Origin of the sequence: Nocardia sp. NPDC051756 (assembly GCF_040681495.1) — a bacterium.
Classification (GTDB): Bacteria; Actinomycetota; Actinomycetes; order Mycobacteriales; family Mycobacteriaceae; genus Nocardia.
In genome coordinates this window covers 630887-648906 of the sequence record NZ_JBFAYV010000004.1, presented here as the reverse complement: position 1 = coordinate 648906, position 18020 = coordinate 630887, and the positions used below count along the sequence as shown (strand labels likewise).

Here is an 18020-nt window from a genome sequence, read left to right as displayed (position 1 = left end):
GATGGGTACTAGGCGGAGGAGTGTGATGGTGCGCGCGGGTGTCGAAGACGCGACAGTGGTGACCACGGATTCGGCGTGGAAACGCATGCGGTACTGGGTGATTGCGCATGCGGTCGATGACTTCTATCAGGGCTTGGTGCCGGCGAGTATTCCGTTCTTCGTGCTGGAGCGGCACTACAGCTACGTCGCCGCCTCGGGGCTGGCGATGGCCGCGGCGTTGGGTAGTTCGCTGCCGCAGCCGGCGCTCGGACTGCTCGCCGATCGGTGGCGGCTGCTGTGGCTCGCGCCGGCCGGGGTGGCGGTCGCCGGGCTCGGTGCCGGACTGTCCGGGCTGGCACCGGCGTATCCCGTGGTGTGGGTCTTGCTGCTGCTGTCCGGGATCGGCGTCGCGGCGTTCCATCCGTCGGCGGGGCGGGACGCGCGCCGGGACGCGGGGAACAGCGCGTCGGCGATGAGCCTGTTCGCCGCGGGTGGCAGCGTCGGGTTCTTTCTCGCTCCCGCACTCGCGACGCCCGCGCTGGTCTCCTACGGTGTCGGAGCCACCGCGTTCTTCATTCCGCCGGCGGTGCTGATGGGCTTTCTGCTGTGGCGTTACCAGTTGCGGCAGCGCAGCGGCGCGCACGCCGCTGCCTCGACCGCCGGCCACGATCGGTGGCTACCGTTTCTCGTTTTGACTGCCATTGCCGTTGTGCGCGCGATCATTTCGTTCGGACTGAGTACGTTCATCGCGCTGTACTGGATCAATTCGCTGGGCGGTTCACGCGCGCTCGGCGGTGCGGCGCTGACGGCCTTCATGGCCGGTGGGGTGGCGGGCACGCTGCTGGGTGGTCGCATCGCCGACCGCATCGGGATGTTGCGGACCATCCAAATCGGCAGTCTGGCAGCCATTCCCGCGCTCGCGGCGTTGCGTATCGTGCCGAGTCCGCAGCTCGGTCTCGCGGTGGCCGTGCTCACCGGCGTGACCGTGAATATTCCGTTCGCGGTTCTGGTCAAGCTGGGTCAGGACTACCTGCCGAAGCGGCCCGGCACCGCTGCGGGTGTCACGCTCGGTCTCGCGGTCAGCGCCGGCGGACTGTTCGTGCCGGTGCTCGGCTTGATCGCCGATCACCATGGGCCGCAGGCGGTTCTGACCGCACTGTGTTTCGTCCCCATCGCTGCCGTCGGTCTGGCCTTGCTTCTCCCCCAGCCGGCCGACTGAGGGTTTCAGAAGTCGGCCACGCTCCCTTCGACCCAACGGGGCAGGCGTTCGGCGATGAAGGTCGCGAGATCCCTTCCGCTGCTTTCGACTTCGCGGATCTCGGCGAGGTACAGCTGCATCGCGTGCTGCGCGGTCGCGGTCGAACTCGTCTCCAGGAACCCGGTGCGTTCGACATGCAGTCCCTTTTCGAGGGATTCGGAGCCGCCCTCGTAGACGGCGCGTTTCAGCGCCCCGACCGCCACCGGAGATCTGCGGGCGAGCCGAGCGGCGGTGGTGCGCGCCTCGTCCATCAGGTCGGCCGGTGCGACGAGACGATGCACGAGGCCGATCTCGTGGGCCCGGGCGGGCGTGATCGGGGCTCCTTCGAGGCACAGTTCCAGCGCGCGGGCCGCGCCGAGCACCCGCGTAAGCATTTGCGTGCCACCGCCACCCGGGATGATCCCGACCAGGATCTCGGGTTGACCGATCTCGTACGGGCCGTCGGCCATCAGCCGGAGGTCGCAGGACAGCGCCAGTTCGCAACCGCCGCCCAGGGTGCGTCCGTTGAGGGCGGCGACGAATACCTTGTCCGAGTCGCGCATTCGGCGGCAGACCTCGTGGTAGCGGCGCAGATCCGCGACGCCGCCCGCACCGGCGCGGGCCAACGCCGCCTGCCCGCCGGGGATGCGGTCGGCGGCGCGGCTCGTGCGCAGGGCCGCGGCGGCGGAGCGCCGGGTGAGGGTGACCGGGGAAGCCTCGGCGCCGGCGAGGATTTCGGCGACGTCGTAGTGACTGACGAAGACGTCCTCGACCGCGCTGGTGAGTATCACGGCGCGCGTGGTGTCGTCGCGTTCGAGCGAGGTGAGCAGATCCGCCAGGGCGGACATGATTTCGCTGGTGAGGAAGTTGTAGGGCGGGTTGTCCAGCCAGACGGTCAGGACGGCGCCGTCCTGTTCGGTACGGATCAAGCTCATGATTCCCCTTGTGCCGATGGTGTTTTCGATGCCGCGTCCGGTCGGAGCCCGAACCTGACCGCGGCCAGCATGATTCGCTGGTAGCCGACCGGGAACAGCCGCTGGAGCACATCCATGGCCACCGCGTCGGCGCCGATCCTGACTTTCGCCTTGCCGCGCCGGATTCCGTCGACGATCGCGACGGCGGCCTGTTCCGGTGACGTCCGCGCGATCCGGTCGAACATCTCGACGTTCGCCGCCGCCGACCCGGCACGGGCCACACCGGTGCCCTCAAATCGGGTGGACCGCGCGATATTCGTCCGAATCCCACCCGGATGCACCGCCATCACGCGCACGGGTGAACCGGCGAGCCGCAATTCCATTCGCACCGATTCGGTGAACCCGCGCACCGCGAACTTGGTTGCACTGTAGGCGGATTGACACGGCATCCCGAGCAAACCGAACACGCTCGACACATTGACGATGGTGCCGCCGCCGGCCCGCTCCAGGATCGGGTGGAACGCCCGGGTGCCGTGCACAACGCCCCAGAAGTTGATGTCGACGATCCAGCGCAGGCTCTCGTCGCTGATCGTGACACCGTCGCCGACCACCGCGACGCCTGCATTGTTCAGCACGATATCCGCTCTGCCCCATTGCCTTTCGACGGCATCGGCAAAAGCGTAGATCGCGTCCTCGCTCCCGACGTCGACCCGGTGCGTGCTGACCTCGGCGCCGAGTTCGGCCACCCGGCTCGCGGTTTCCTTCATTCCCGCTTCATCGATGTCGGCCAAGGCCAACGTCGCGCCACGGCGGGCGAATTCGACGGCCGTCGCCGCGCCGATCCCGGATGCCGCGCCGGTCACCACCGCCACCTTGCCGTCCAACCGCTTGTCAGACATGTCGCAGCCCTCCGCTCGTCCCCACCGCGACCACAATAGAGAACAAACACTCCCTAAATTGGAATTCCGCGAAAGACTGTGCGCGTGCACAATCGGATGCGAGCACCATCGGTCCGGTGCACGCCGGCCCGGTCGGTCGAATTCGTCTGGGACGCAGCCTGATCAGCAGGTAGAGATGTGGGACACGGACGGAAGAAGCTCTCGCCACGTGTGCGCGTCGATCTGTGCGGCCGCGGAGTCGCAGAGCTTGTCCGCGAACACGTCCGGGTCGGTGTACCAGAGCGCCGACAGTTCGTCGCCGATGCCGAGCAGGCGTGACTCGTCGTTCGGGTCGAAATGCAGGAACCAGGTCCAGCCCACCTCCGCCGCGATCGGTTCGCCGAGCGGTTGGATGTCGGACGGGTCGGCGATGTCCCACACACGGGCGGTCTGGTCGTCGCCACCCGAGGCGAGGCGGTGTCCAGATCGGTCCATGGCCAGGGTGCGTACCGCCGCGGAGTGTGCGCGCACCGAATCGAGGTCGCGGATTTCAGCCAGGTCGGTGACGTCCCAGGAACGAATCATGCCGTGGTCGTCCGCGCCGAACAGGGTGCGACCGCCAGGGGCGAAGACGAGGCTGCGCATGTTCGCACCGCCAGTGTCGAGGGAGGTCTCGATCGGCTCGGCCGGATCGGTTACGTCCCACAGGTGGATTCGGGAGTCGTCGTCGGCGGCCGCGATCAGCGGACGGTCCGGCGCGAACACCGCATTTTCGAGTTCGCGGTCGTGGCCGGTCGGCAATTGACCGAGTTCGCGGGCGCGGGTGGGATCGGCGACGTCCCATAGCCGCAGTGCGCGGTGGTCGACGCCGGTGAGCAATCGTTTCCCGCTCGGATCGAAAGCGATGGGCCCGCTGAGCGCGGCCCCGGGGAGCGCGCCGATCGGCGCCGGTCGCGCCGGATCGGCCAGATTCCACAGCCGCACCTCGCCGCCGCCGGCCGTGACCAGCAACTTGCCGTCCGGGCGCAGCGCGACGTGCGCGCCGTGCCGGTCGGGTGGACCCGCCGTCACCTCGCCGACCGAACGACTGCCGAACGGGCTGCTGACATCCCACACGTTGACCTGGCCGTCACGAAGCCCGCTGGCCAGCAGCTTGCCCGCCTGGTCGAAAGCGACCGAGCTGAGCGCGCCGGCGAACACGATGGGGACGTTCACCCCCGCGTGGCTCCACGTGCGGATCCATCCGTCCGAGCCCGCGGTCACCACCTGGGTGTCGGAGACGATCACGAAGGACCGGGCCGAACCGCTGTTGCCGTGGATCTCGCGTCCGATCGCGGTGATCCGGTCGCGGCGGGTGGTGTTCAGTGCGCGCATGGTGCCGCCGGCGTCCGCGACGGAGAGCATCTTGCCGTCGCGCCAGAATTCCAGCTGGGTGATCGGCACGGGACGCGATTGCTGTTTGCCGATGAGTTGCGCCTGGCCTTGATCGTCGAGGTTCCAGACCTGGATGACGCCGTCTGCGGTGCCCGTTCCGAGCCGGCCGTCCGGGCCGAGGGCGACGGCCTGTACCGCGCCTTCGCTATCGATCGGCGCGCCCAATGGGGTCGGGTGGTCGGCGTCGTCCACGGACCACAGGCGGACCGTTCGATCGCTCCCCGCACTGGCCAGCACCGGACGGTCCGGCGCCATCGTCAGCACCTTGACCGCGCCGGTTTGCGCGGCGACGGGCATCCCGCGGCGTTGAATCGATTGCGGGACAGTGGTATCGAGGAAGCTCAGCGTTCCGTCGGTAGCGCCCGCGACCACCGTGCGGCCGTCGGGCAGGTAAGCGAGTGCGGTGACCGCGGTGCCGTTGGCGAATTCACCGAGCGCTCGGGCTTGCTTTGGATCGCGCACATCCCAGAGGCGCACGCTGCCGTCGTCGCCCGCGCTGGCGAGCACGCTGTTGTCCGGGCTGAAGGCGACCGATTCGACGTTGTCGTGGTGGCCGGTGAGCTCCGGGCCGGCCGGGGTGATGGCGCGCGCGTCCGCGACGTTCCACAACCGGATGAGACCGTCGCTGCCCGCGCTGGCCAGCAGCTTTCGGTCCGAGCTGAGCGCGAGATCGCGCACCAGGCCCTTGTGCGCCACCGTCGACGCGATGTCCAGCGGCAGCACCTGGGTCGCCAGCAGCCGCGCTCGGGCCATCGGATCGTCCGGGCTCAGTCGATAGGCGGCCAGCGCGAGCTGGGTGGACAGACCGGGATCGACGCTCTGCACCCGCTGCGACTGCTCGATCAGCTGGCCGAGCACCACGCCCTTGTGTTCCTGGGCGACGGAAACACGTTGCACGACAATCACTCCGGACAACACCAGCGCCAGCGCGACGAGCACCGCGACCGTGGACCAGAGGACCTGGCGGCGAACCGTGTGCGCGTGCTGCCGGGTCAGCGACGCCGCGATGAACTCGCGGGCCAGCAGGTTCGGCGACTCGGTGCGGCGCATCCAAGCCGCCGCGTCCTCGAGTCGAGTCCTGGAGTAGAGCAACGACACCGGACGATCCTGACGCGCCCACTCGCGGGCGTCCGCTTCGATGCGCTGGCGGGCGGGCGCAAATTCCTTTTCCTCGGCGAGCCATCCGGCCATCCTCGGCCAGCCGCTCAACAGCAGATCGTGGACCAACTCGACTTCGCCGTTGCGCTGCACCACTATTCGCGCTCGGGTCAGGCGGGCGATGACGGCCCGGGTGGCGTCTGGGTCGGTGGATTCCTCGATGAGCTGCTCGACCGGCATTCGGTTGCGCACGATCGTGGTCGGGCCGATGATCGTCAACGCGATGAGCACGTGCCGGGCGGCGTCGCGTTGCCGGTCGGTGAGCCGGGACCAGAATGATTCCGCGCCTACCGCACAGGCTTTCGCCATTCCGCCGGCTTCGCGGTAGGCCTCCAGGCTCAGGGTCCGGCTGCGCCGGTTGGCCCAGGTCGCGGCCAGGGCGAAGGACAGCAGCGGGAGGCGCACCGAGCTGTGGGCGTCGATGGTGTCCAGGTCCTGGAGCAGGGTGTCGATCAGGGTGTCCTCGACGCGCAGACCGGTGGCCGCGGCGGGGCGCACGATCGCCTCGCGAAGTTCTTGGGGCGTCATGGGATTGAGCAGCATCGCGTGGTCGCGCAGCACCATCGTCAGCAGCGGATAACGCAAGAGTTCCGGCAGGTGTGCGGTGTCGAACGCGAGGACGACGGTGGTGGGCGCGTCGGCGCCCGCGGCGGCGAGTGACGCCAGTGCGGTCAGGAACTGTTGGCGCAGGGCCTCATTCGCGCAGCGGGTGAACAGTTCCTCGCCGCGATCGACGATCAGCAGGCAGTGACCGTCCGGGCGCGCCTCCAATGCTGACTCCAGGGCGGCCATCGGATCGTCGCCGGGGGTCATGGCGATCGGAGTCCTGGCTCCCGGTGCGGCCTGTAGCCCGGCGGCGAGCAGCGAGGACTTGCCGACGCCCGAAGGGCCCAGCAGCACAGCCATTGCTGGGGCGTCACTCGTTTCGGCGTTCGAAATCAGTTCGAGGAGTTGTCGTTTCGCGTCGTCGCGGCCGAAGAACAGGTCGCGGTCCTCGACGCGGTATTCCCATAGGCCGCGGTAGGGCTCGCGGCCGATGTCGATGCTCGGCGGCTCGACCTTGGCGGCCTTCCAATCCTCGTGCCAGCGCACCAGATCCAGCAGCGAAGGGTCGACGCGCGGGTTGTCGGCGGCCTGACGGCGGGCCTCGGCGATCAGGACTTCCAATACCGGGCGGACCGCGATGAAGGTGGCCGGGGTGCGGTTGCCGCGTCGCCAGTCGCTGATTCGTTGCGGGGTGACCTTGCCCGCGCCGTCCGGGATGCGCGCGTTGGCGGCTCGAACCACCGACTTGGCCGGCGGGGTGCCTGCGGCGGCGAACAGCTCGCCGAACCGGACGGCGAAGTTGCGACGACCCTCGTCCATCAGCTGTCTATCGCCACGGGGAGGTCGTGGCGGCTGCGCAGACCGGCGGAACGGACAATCGCATGTTCTCCGAGGTGTCGGGTGTCCAGGGCATTGTCGGGCCGAGCTGGCGATGCGCCGTGTTTGCGCGATAGCCAGACCGTTTCGAATCGTCGTGCTGCCGAGCGGTGGTGCCGACGGCAGCACAGCAGTTCAAAGGCATAACAAGGGTATCAGCCAGCATCTTCCACTCCGGTTTGCGACGCGATTGCCACAACAGTCGTGACGCGCACCGTGGTGTGCACGGTGCGCGTCACGTGGTGCCGTACGACCTACGTCAGACCCATCAGGATGGCGTTCTGCACCGCGGGCAGGAAGCCCAGCGACGTCACCAGCGTCATGCCGACGCCGATGCCGAGCCGCCGATGCCGGTTCCACCAGCCGATCGGGCCGACGTGGGTCCGGTCGTGGCAGCGGGTGATGGTTTCGGCGTCACTGGCGTTCTGCTCGTAGTAGCCGAAGCCGACCGGTGCCGAACTGATGTCGAGCAGTCCGCCGAGTGGATCGGCGGTGCTGCCGGAGAACCTGGTATCGAACATGATCGAACCTCCTGGGTCTGGTCGCCGGGTCAGCGGATGGTGTCGGTCCAGGGCTTCATCAGGGCGTCGTACACCTCCCTGGTGAACTTGCCGCGACCGACCAGGTCGCCGAGGGCGGCCGCGGTGACCGCGCGGTTGACCACGACGAGAGCGCCGATCGAGGTGAGCGACTTCAGTAGTCCGCCCAGATCGTCCGCGCCGGGTCCGCTGGTCGGCGACACCGCTTGTCCGGCAATGGTTCCCGCGATCTGGATGTGGCGGGAGCGACCGAACTCCTTGGCCGTTTCCGCCGCGATCTGCGCCGGTTGCGAGTCCTCCGAGGAGGAGCCCAGGCCGGAGAACAATGCGGACAGGCCCGCGCCGCCGGACAGGGCGGACAACCCGTCTTGCAGGCCGTTGCCGGCCGCGGTGTTGAGTTGTTCGCGTTCGCCCGGGGTGAGTTGCGTTGCGCGTTCGACGATTTGGGCGACGTCGCGCCACTGCGGGCCGTACAGGTACTCCAGGTGCAGGGTCGGGTAGTCGGGGTTCAGTTCGGTGTCGACGTTGGTCGGGTCAGACTTCATGACGCACTCCTATGTTTGTATTGCGTTGTCGGGCAGTGATTTCTGGTCTGTTCAGAGGGACAGGGCGACCAGTCGGCGATCGTCCGTGTTGGTGGTGCGTCCGTCCGCGGCCGCGTTCCCGACGAGCGGGATCTCGGCGCGCGGGGCGGGTGCCGACGCGGGCGCGGGGGCAAGCGCCTTCTGCAAGGACGCGATGAGGTCTTCGAGGCTCGCGGTGTCCTGGATGTCGTCCAGGAACTGGGTTCCGGTGGGCGTCATCCCGCTGTTCGAATCACCGCGCGGGGTGTTCTGGTCGCGCCAGGCCCGGATCGCGGAAACGATGTAGGACTTGACATCCGGGCTGGACAGTGCAACCAGCGGCACTACCACGATGACCGCGAGCAGCAGCAGCGGCACCACGACCACCACCGGCAGCACGCTGGCCAGCAGCACGGTCGCCGCTGCGGCGAGCAGCAGCGGAGCACCGACGAGCGCCGCCCCACCGGCGGTCAACGCCAGACCCGCCAGCGCGGCCGCGCCGAGCGCACCCGCCACACCGACCGGCACCGCCACCGCCAGCAGCGTCGCCAGCAAAGCGACGGTCAGCAGAGCCGCCAGCGCCGCAGGCACACCGAAGGCGATGAGCGGCAGACCGATCACCGCGGTCACCACGGCAGCGGCCACGGCCACCGAAACCGCCACTGCGACAGCAGTAGCCAGCGCCAGCAGCGGCAGCGCGGCCAAGGCCAGAGCAACCAGTCCGGCGACCGCACCAGCGCCGAGCAACGCGACAACCGCGCCGACGGCAATGGCTCCGACCACCAGCGGCGCGATGGCGAGCGTCGCCAGCGTCACCGCGCCGACGGTCAGCAGCACCGCCGTCGTGATCACCGCACCGAGCGCCAGCGCGCCCAGCAGAGTGGCGATGGTGGCAGTCGCGGCCAGCGCAAGCGCACCGAACACGACCAGCGCGGGCAGCGCCACGGCCAGCGCGAGTGCGCCGAACGCGATCAAGCCCGGCAGCGCCAGCGCGGTAGCCACGGCAATCGCACCGAAGACCAATGCACCCAACGCAATCGCCACCGGCAGCCCCAGCGTGACCAGCGCACCGAGAGCCAGCGCACCGAACGCGATGAGCGCAGGCAGTCCGAGCACCGCCGCCGCCACGACGGCAGCGAAGGCCAATGCCCCGAACACCACCGCGGCCGGCAATCCCAGCGCGGCGAGCGCGATGACAGCGCCGATAGCCAAGGCGGTCAACACAATCGGGCCCGCGATACCCAACGCCGCGAGGGCGACCGCGCCAGCCACAAGCAGCGCGCCCAGGGTGAGCACGGCGCCCAAGGCGAGCACCGGTGCAGCCACGAGAGCCAGAGCCGTAAAGGCAATTGCACCTGCGGCGAGCAGCGCACCGACCGTCGCGACCGCTGCCAGCGCGAGTGCGCCGAACACGATCAGCGCTGGCAACGCCAGTGCGGCAAGCCCGATCAGCACCGGAAGGGCCAGCGCTGCCAGCGCGATCGCGCCGACCGTCAGCAAGGCACCTAGCGCGAGGACGGCACCCACGGCGAGCACCGCCAGGACCACTGGTGCAGCGACGAGAGCCAGGGCCGTGAGCGCGACGGCCCCTGCGGCGAGCAGTGCGCCGACCGTGATAGCTGCGCCAAGAGCCAACGCACCCAACACAATCAGCACGGGCAGCGCCAGCGCGATGGCACCGAGCACGAACGGCGCGGCGAGTACGGCCAGCGTCAACGCGCCGACTGCCAGCGCGGCGAGCGCGACCGCTCCCCCGATGGCGAGCGCGCCCAGCACGAACGGGGCGACCACCAGTGCCAGCGCACCGAGTGCCACCGCTCCTGCGATGAGCAACGCACCGAGCACGAACGGCGCGGCCGCCAGCGCCAGCGCACCGAGCACCGCGCCGATCGCCAGAACCCCGAGCACGAACGGCGCCGCGAGCACCGCCAGCGCAATTGCGCCGAGGACGAACGGTGCAGCGAGGACGGCCAGTGCAAGCGCACCCAGCACCGGCAAGGCCAGTGCGGCGATGGCGAGTGCACCGAGCACGAATGGTGTTGCGAGAGCGGCGATTGCCACCGCGACGGCCAGACCGGCCAGCGCGGCGAGCACCGGCGAACCGAGCACCGCGGTGACCACCAAGGCGGCGAAGGCCAGGCCGGCGAGGACGGTCAACGTGCCGACCGCGAGACCGGCGACGACCACCGCGGCAGCGGTCAGCGCGGCGGCCACCACGGCCACTGCGACGACCGCGATTGCGCCGAGCGCGAGGAGGGCGGGCAATCCGGTCCAGCCCGCGAGCACCACCACCGCCACCGCGGCGAAGGCCAGGACGCCAAGGGTGACAACCGTGCCCAGCGCGAGCGCGCCGAGCGTGGCCAGACCCGCGAGGGTGGCCGCGATGACCGTGACCGCGGCGGCCAGGGCCAACGCGGCCAGGCCGATCGTGCTGGCGACGCCGAACGCGGTCAGCGCGACGACCGCGGCAAGGGCGAGCGCACCGAGGACGATCGCTCCCACGACACCGATGGCGGCGAGCGCGATCAGCGCCGGGATGCCGGTCCAACCGAGCAGCACGACCACCGCCAGCGCGGCGAACGCGAGCACCAGCGTCGTCACCACGCCGGCCAGAGCCAGCGCACCGAGGGTCACCACGCCGGCCAGACCCAACCCGAGCGCACCGAGCACGACCGCCGCGGTGCCGGCGAGCACGGCCAGCGCAACCGCGCCGAGTCCGAGCAGGATCGGTGCCGCCGCGATCGCCAACACGGCCGCGCCGATGGCCAGCGCGGTCAGAATTGCGGCACCGGTGGCGATCAACGCCCCGGTCCCGATCACCGCGCCAAGTGCCAACGCGCCCAACACGATCAGCGCAGGCACCGCCAGCACCGCGACCGCGACAACTGCGGCGATCGCGAGCGCACCGAGCACAAACGGAGCAGCAATCGCAGCCAGCACTCCGAGCGCCACCACCGCGGCAATCGCCAGCGCGCCAAGCACAAACGGCGCGGCAATCGCAGCCAGCACCACCGCACCGATCACACCGGCGGCAATCACTGCCGCGATTGCCAATGCGCCAAGCACAAACGGCGCAGCAATAGCGGCAAGTATCACCGCGCCCACAACGCCGGCGGTAACCAGCGCCAGTACCGGCAATGCGAGTACCGCCAGCGCAACTACTGCTGCGATCGCGAGCGCACCGAGTACGAATGGGGCAGCAATCGCGGCAAGCACCGCGAGTCCGATCACCGCAGCAATCGCCAACGCACCCAGCACAAACGGCGCGGCAATCGCGGCAAGAATTCCAAGCCCGATCACCGCAGCAATCGCGAGCGCGCCGAGAACGAACGGAGCAGCGATTACGGCAAGCACCGCCAGCCCGATCACCGCAGCAATCGCGAGCGCGCCGAGTACAAACGGCGCGGCAATCGCGGCAAGAATCCCGAGCCCGATCACCGCAGCAATCGCCAACGCGCCGAGGATAAACGGCGCGGCGAGAACCGCGAGCGCGATCAGAGCGGCCACGGCAACCGCGGTGACCACTGCGGCGAAGGCTCCGAACGCGAGCAACGCGGGTCCGCCGAACACGGCGATCACGACCAGCGCGGCGAAGGCCAGCGCCGCCAGAGTGACCGCGCCGCCGACGGCGAGGGTCGCGAGTGTGGCCACCAGGGCGGTCACGAACGCGGCGATCACCACTACCGAGGCCACCAGACCCGCGGCCACCACGATCGCGGCGACCGCGGCGATAATCCCGATCACGATCAGCGCGGGCAATCCGGTCCAGCCCAGCACCACGAAGACGATCGCGGCCGCAAGTGCAAGCACGCCGACAACGACCGCAACACCGAATGCGATGGCAGCGAGCGCAATTGCCGTGGGCAGGCCCAACGCGAAGACCGCAACGAGCGAGGCGAAGGTCACCGCGGCGATGACGATCAGTGCGGCGAGGCCGAGCGCGGCCAGCGCGATCGTCTCGACCACGGCGAACACCGTCAGCGCTGCGACCGCGGCAAAAGCCAACGCGCCGAGCGTGACCACGCCAACCAGAGCGATCGCGGCCAGCGCGATCAAGGCGGGAATTCCGGTCCAGCCCAGCACCAGCACGACCACCAAGGCGGCGAAACCCAACACGCCGACCGTCGCCACAGCAGCAAGGGCCAGCGCGGCCAGAGTTACCGTGCCAGCGAGACCGAATACGGCAAGGCCGAGTACGGCCAGCGCGGGCAAGGCCACAGCAGCGAGCGCGATGCCGCCGAGCACCACCAGCACCGGCAGCGCCACGACAGCCAGCACGATCGCGCCGATGATCAGCACGGGAATGGCAATCGCAGCCACCACGATGGCGCCGACGATCAGGGCCGCGATGATCAGCGGCGCGGCCAGCAAAGCAACTGCACCGACCGCCAGCGCGCCGACGATCAGCACAGTGACCATCACCGGAATCGCCAGCAGCGGCAGCGCCGCATGCCGAGTGCTGAACAATCCGTCGTTGTTCAGCATGCTGCGGATTTCGGTCAGCACCGGTTGGAGGACCTCGTGCAGCGAACCGGCCGGGTCCGCCATGAGCTTTCGGACGCCTTCGGCCAAGACCTGCAACGGATCTCCGTCGCCTACGGTCTGGCCGAGCATCGGGTTCAGCAGGTCGCGCAGAGCTTGCGCGGGGTCGGGACCGTCCTTGGGGAAGTCGAAGAGGGTGCGGGCCTGGCTGATCAGGTCCTCGATGGGCGAGGCGATCGGGTCGCGGCGGGCGCCGGCTTGCTCGATCGCCTCGTTGACGAACGCGAGCATGTCCTCGACGGGGCCGCGCAGCGGACCGCTCGGGAAGGTCGTGTCGGCCCAGCCGGCCAGTTGTTTCAGGTCGACGCCGGTGCTGATGACCTGTTCGGCGACGGCGGCCATCTCGGTGACCGAGGACGGCACGAAGCCGATCGGGCCGGAGGCGGTGGTGGTACCGGGTGCCGTGTTGGGCATGCCCGCTGCGTTCGGCGTGCCGGCGGGGTGCGGCTGGTCGGCCGGTGGTGTGGTGAAGCCGCGGATCATCTCGCCCGCGCCTTCGACCGGCGTGCCTGCGGTTACGTTGTCCAGCGCGTTCAACGCCTGGTCGATCGCGTTCTGTCCGGCCGGTCCTAGATTCGTCGCGACATTGCCGAGTTCGGGGACCGCCGCACCGATATCCGGTACGGATCCGCCGAATTCGGTGACCGCTCCGTTGACCGTGTCGCCGAGACCGGGCACGGCCGAGTTCAAGCCGGGGATCAGATCGGTCGGGTTGGCGGGGATCGGCGGAAACGCGGGGGCTTCGGCCGACGCCTGGCCGGTCGACACCATGACGGTGGCCAGCGATGCGAACGCTGCCGCCGCGTAGAGGCCCCGGCGATTACGTTTGGTTACCTTGCGATGCTTCGCGGCGCGCTTGGTTGTTCGAGAACGTTCGTTGGCTACTGACATGGGAGAACCTTTCGATCGAACAGGTGATGCAGCGAATACACAGCCGGATTCGGCTGGGCATGCTGAGCTCGCGCAGAGCTCTCCGAACGACGATTCGTGTGGGTCAGACCGGTCCGCTTTCACCGGTCGCGCAGACCGCGCGTGACCAGCCGCCGTTGGAGCCGACGGTGGTCCCGATCCGGGTGTGCAGGATGCCGCCGATGTCGCGGCAACGGATGTACGCGTGCTGCCCGGCGCCGGCCCCCGGCTCGCAGGTGATCGTGAGCTGGTTGGGCACCGCGTAGTCGGAGGTGCATCCGGACGGAGGTGGGTCGGCGGCGGCCGAGCCCGCGACGAACGCCGAACACGCGATCGTCGAAATGTAGACCGCAGCTAATGCTGCGCAGCTAGTGGTTCTGTTCATGCATTCAGGCTCGAGGTGGTGCCTGGGCGAGTCAACAAACAAGTTCGTCGATTCGCATATCCTCGCAGGTAGAGAGGTTGCGACCACTAATCCGCCGCGGATTATCTTTACGGGTCACTGACGCTGAAAACTCTTGACATCTCGATTCAGTGGCGCAGCTCACTGCCCTTGAAATGCGTTCCAGCGATCTTTCAGCAAACTTCCTGAGAGCTCGCGGCGTACGCCTCTTGAACCCGACCAAGCGACCATTTCGCCTGCCGCGGGAGTTAGCCGATGTGGCCGTTGGGCAAGCCGAGTCGTTCGCCGATGTCGGCGATGCTCATGCCGTGATCGTGTGCGTCTTCGATCGCGGTCTGCCGGATGCCGGACAGTTCGGCGATCCGGAGCTGGTAGTGAGTGATGAGGTTGCCGGCGAGCTGAGCGCGACGGATCGGATGCGCGACCGATCGGACTTCGTCGACGTCGTCATCGAGCGGGACAGGCTCGGACTTCACGACCGGCGATCGACCGATGACAAAGGTGCCGCGCCGCGGCACGGTCCGCACGAGTTGCTGATTACTCAGCAACTGGATCGCCTGCCGGATCACCGAACGCGATACGCCGTGCCGCTCGGCCAGCTCAGCATGGCTGGGCAGCTGAGCATCGCCGGGCAATGTCCCGTTGCGGATCCGCCGTGCATAGTCTTCCGCGATGGTGACGTATGCCGCCTCGGCCATCCCGTCGATCCCTTCGTCTGCGGTAACTGGGTTCGAGGGTACGGCGGGGAACGCGATCGCGTCGGGGGCGAGTTCGGGACCTGTTGCGTTTCAACAGGTCCTGGAGGTCTGAGTGGTCGCCCGAGCCCGGACCATCGCACCTCACAGCTCTCGGTCGACGACCTCCGCACGCGAGCCGAAGGCACTCCAGACCACGTAGAGACGAGGCCGATGGAACCGATCAGCGTCACCGTGCGTCAGTATCAGTACACAAACCACTTCTCGCTGGTCAGCGAGGCCAGGAGGGATCGGAATGCCGTTCGAAGTCAGTCCAGATAGTCTGCGCGGGGCAGCGGGCGTGCTGGCTGCGCTTCCCAACGAGGTCGATCGAGCCCCACACCTCGGAGCGGGTCCGAACGCGGACAAGTTGAAGGGCTCCGCGGTCGGCGCCGCGCTGGCCCAGTCGGACCTGGTGATTTCAGTGATCCGAACCGGGAGCGGAACAAGCCGACATCCCTTGGCAATCCGAGCAAACCGCCCTCAGTCGTGAGGGACTCCGCGTTCTGGCAAGCAACTACGTTGGCGCTACCCATCGCGTCGGCGGTGGCCGTGACTGTGTTCGCGTTGATCGCGCGTCTTGCTGACGCGGCCTACCCTTCGGTCGATGCGTCGAAGCATGTGGTGTTCATCGCCATTGTCATATTGATGGTTGCGGCTGCCGTTTTGATTGCGCTGCGGAGGACGCCACGGACACTGGGGATGGCTACCGGTGTCGCGACAGCGGGAGTGCTGGTTGCGTTTGTCTGGTTGGCGACAATATGAGCGGAATACCGTCGAAGTATGCGCGGGCGGACTGGTTCGGTCCTGAGTCATTTGTTGCCGCAGTCGTCGGCATGATCAGCATTGCGCTGCCGTATTCGGGAATAGTTCCCCGCGACGCGATCTGGTGCATTATCGGTCCGCCCGTCGCCGGTGGCTTACTCATCGCCCTCAGCGCCGCTGGACTGCCGCTCGGCGGCAGCATCCGCCGAGTCGGCGTCGGTTTGCTGGCCGCGTTCGCCGGACTCTTGCTGTCCATCATCGGATTTCTGGCCGGCCTCGCTATCGGTGCGATCTTCACCTAGTCGCGCCCGCGCCAGATATTTCAGTGGTGCGAGATCTGCCCTGCCCACATCGGTGCGATGTGGGGCGGTCAACTCGTCTTCATGAGGGCTTATCCGGTAGCGACCAGTTCCTCGTCAGGAACGGTCTGCGAGGGTTTGCGGCGGGTGCTGAGGGTGAGGAGTAGCGAAGCGGCTGTCAGTGCGACGCCGAACCAGAAGACGCTTCTTATACCTAGGTGATCGGCGAACAGGCCGCCGAATAGTGCTCCGAGGGCGATCGAGGTGTTGTAGCCCAGGGTGTTGAGGGACATGGCGGCTTCGAATGTGTCGGGGGCGGCGGCGAGGGTCATGTTGATCTGGCACAGGTTCATTGCGCCGAAGGAGACTCCCCAGAGGATGAGCGCGATGATCAGTCCGGCGGGCTGGTGGCCGATCGTGAGGAGCAACAGTAGGGACGTGACGATTCCTGCGCAGGCGACGATGAAGCTGGCGCGCAGATTCTTGGTCGCGGCGTATCCGGCGATGAAGTTTCCAGCTGCACCACCTGCGCCATAGATGATCAGCAATCCGGTGATATAGGCGGGCGTGACGGACGAATTGTCTTCCAGGAAGGGACGAATGAAGGTGTACGCCCCGAAATGGCCGAGGACATACAGTATTACCGTAAACATCACCACGCGCAGCTGTACGTTTTTGAGCGGGATTCCGAAGACTTCCCGGACCGACACCGCGTTGTCCGATGGGAGCGACGGGACTATCGCAGCGACCGCAAGGAGGACCAGCGCGCTGAGACCGCTCCAGATGAGGAACGTGGTTCGCCAGCTGGTGAGACTCTCCATGAAGGTACCTAGCGGCATGCCGACCACCGTGGCAATCGAGATACCGGACAACGCAACTGCAGCTGCCCTGCTCGCATGACGTCCCGGAACCAGGCGCATCGCCATGCCTACGCCGATGGCCCAGAACACCCCGTTCGCGAATCCCATGACGAGCCGGGCGGTCAGAACCAGCGGATAGTTCGGCGAGATAGCGGTGATCAGATTTCCCAGCGCCAATATCGCCAATAGTGCGGACAGTAGAAAACGTCGATTGACCCGCCTGGTCCAGGCCACGATGAACGGCACGCCCAGCCCAGCCGAGATACCATACAAAGTAACCATCAGCCCGGCGACCCCCACCGAAATGCTGAGGCTATTACTCACCGGAGTCAGCAGACCGACAGGCATCAATTCGGTGGTGACGAAAACGAATAGACTTGCGGTGATCGCGGAAACGCCCAGCCATGATCTCAGGGCCGAATACGGGTGTTCATCTTGTGTAGCCAACTTCTTCTCTCTGATTGCGCGAAAGTGCCACTCCCGATTCAGAGCAGCGAGGCGGGACGGCAGCTCAGCCGTCGCCGAACAGGCGATTCCTCGCACGACCGACACGGTGCTCGCCGAGCCGACATGCGGGACGAAGGTTCACGACAGGAAGTTAGTTTCCATGGAAGATAGATTACTTTCCACGGAAGGTATAGTCAAGAGATGGCCGCTGACCGCACCCCGCCCGAACCCGACGCCGTCGACCACATCGTCGGCCAGTGGCACCGCGAACGCCCCGACCTCGATCTGAGCCCGATGCACGTGATCGGCCGAATCTCCCGCCTGCACTGGGCATTCGACGAACAACTCAACCGCGTCTTCAATGACTACGACCTTGGCCGAGGCGAATTCGACGTCCTCGCCACCCTTCGCCGCTCCGGCCCCCCATTCGAACTGACCGCCGGCGAACTACGCGACTCGACGATGGTCACCTCAGGTGCGGTCACCAAGCGCGTCGACCGCCTTCAACAGGCGGGACTGGTCAACAGACGCGCGGCCGCAGACGACGCCCGCGGTCGCGTGATCCAACTGACCGATCAAGGGCGGGCCGTCATAGACAAGGCCATCGACCACCACGTGCGCAACGAAACACAACTGGTCTCCGGCCTCACTGCCGACGAGCTCCTGGCCCTTACCGACTTGCTGCGCAAACTAGGCCAGACGTTGCCGGCCGATGGCGGTTAAGACGGTCACGAGACCCCGCTTGGCTATCGACATCCCGCGCCCGGTGGCCGGTGAAATTCGTGCACCACAACGTGACTCGACCACAGCGAGCGAATGAGACTTGCGTGTCGAATCTGCCGACCGGCGCGCCATTGTCGCCACCTAGCAGAAGCTATCGATCAGGTGCCCACTTCGCCAAGTACGGAAGTTCGGCTTCGCGTTCCCATCCGCCCAA

At 67.5% G+C, this 18020-nt stretch carries 13 protein-coding genes; 4 read left to right on the top strand and 9 right to left on the bottom strand.

From position 1 onward, the window contains the following. Positions 1–25: 25 nt before the first annotated feature. Complete coding sequence (locus AB0M22_RS19920) at positions 26–1198, top strand: MFS transporter (protein WP_364728510.1); 1173 nt, start codon at positions 26–28, stop codon at positions 1196–1198. Between the two features lie 5 nt (positions 1199–1203). On the opposite strand, the gene AB0M22_RS19915 is transcribed toward AB0M22_RS19920, so the two are convergent. The 8 genes from AB0M22_RS19915 to AB0M22_RS19880 form a co-directional block, all read right to left on the bottom strand. Next, entirely contained in the window at positions 1204–2151 is a 948-nt protein-coding gene (locus tag AB0M22_RS19915; RefSeq protein ID WP_364728507.1) for an enoyl-CoA hydratase/isomerase family protein, read from the bottom strand. Beyond that, a complete protein-coding gene (locus AB0M22_RS19910; protein ID WP_364728504.1) occupies positions 2148–3029 on the bottom strand; it encodes an SDR family NAD(P)-dependent oxidoreductase in 882 nt (293 codons plus the stop codon). Before AB0M22_RS19910 ends, AB0M22_RS19915 begins: the two co-directional genes overlap by 4 nt. Before the next feature lie 162 nt (positions 3030–3191). Beyond that, a complete protein-coding gene (locus tag AB0M22_RS19905) occupies positions 3192–6965 on the bottom strand; it encodes an AAA family ATPase (protein ID WP_364728501.1) in 3774 nt (1257 codons plus the stop codon). Between the two features lie 311 nt (positions 6966–7276). Further along, positions 7277–7543: a hypothetical protein gene (locus AB0M22_RS19900; RefSeq protein WP_364728499.1), complete on the bottom strand. Its 267-nt coding sequence runs from the start codon at positions 7541–7543 to the stop codon at positions 7277–7279. Between the two features lie 29 nt (positions 7544–7572). Then, on the bottom strand, positions 7573–8106 hold the full coding sequence (locus tag AB0M22_RS19895) for a hypothetical protein (protein ID WP_364728496.1): 534 nt from the start codon (positions 8104–8106) through the stop codon (positions 7573–7575). Positions 8107–8157: 51 nt separating this feature from the next. After that, positions 8158–13557, bottom strand: coding sequence for a hypothetical protein (locus AB0M22_RS19890; protein ID WP_364728493.1), 5400 nt, complete (start codon positions 13555–13557; stop codon positions 8158–8160). Positions 13558–13660: 103 nt separating this feature from the next. Continuing rightward, on the bottom strand, positions 13661–13960 hold the full coding sequence (locus AB0M22_RS19885; protein ID WP_364728490.1) for a hypothetical protein: 300 nt from the start codon (positions 13958–13960) through the stop codon (positions 13661–13663). A gap of 266 nt (positions 13961–14226) precedes the next feature. After that, positions 14227–14676 carry a winged helix-turn-helix domain-containing protein gene (locus tag AB0M22_RS19880; protein WP_364728488.1) on the bottom strand — a complete coding sequence of 150 codons (450 nt, stop codon included), beginning with the start codon at positions 14674–14676 and terminating at the stop codon, positions 14227–14229. A 558-nt stretch (positions 14677–15234) separates the two neighbouring features. Between AB0M22_RS19880 and AB0M22_RS19875 the strand changes: the two genes are divergently transcribed. Together AB0M22_RS19875 and AB0M22_RS19870 are read left to right on the top strand one after the other, a co-directional pair. Next, positions 15235–15477 (top strand): hypothetical protein, encoded by a 243-nt coding sequence (locus tag AB0M22_RS19875; RefSeq protein ID WP_364728485.1) that lies wholly within the window; start codon positions 15235–15237, stop codon positions 15475–15477. A 71-nt stretch (positions 15478–15548) separates the two neighbouring features. Beyond that, positions 15549–15779, top strand: coding sequence for a hypothetical protein (locus tag AB0M22_RS19870; RefSeq protein WP_364728483.1), 231 nt, complete (start codon positions 15549–15551; stop codon positions 15777–15779). 89 nt (positions 15780–15868) lie between these two features. On the opposite strand, the gene AB0M22_RS19865 is transcribed toward AB0M22_RS19870, so the two are convergent. Next, positions 15869–17179, bottom strand: a complete 1311-nt coding sequence (locus AB0M22_RS19865; protein WP_364728481.1) for an MFS transporter — start codon at positions 17177–17179, stop codon at positions 15869–15871. 105 nt (positions 17180–17284) lie between these two features. On the opposite strand from AB0M22_RS19865, the gene AB0M22_RS19860 reads away from it, so the two are divergent. Next, positions 17285–17806, top strand: a complete 522-nt coding sequence (locus AB0M22_RS19860) for a MarR family transcriptional regulator (protein WP_364728478.1) — start codon at positions 17285–17287, stop codon at positions 17804–17806. The last annotated feature ends 214 nt before the right edge of the window (positions 17807–18020 follow it).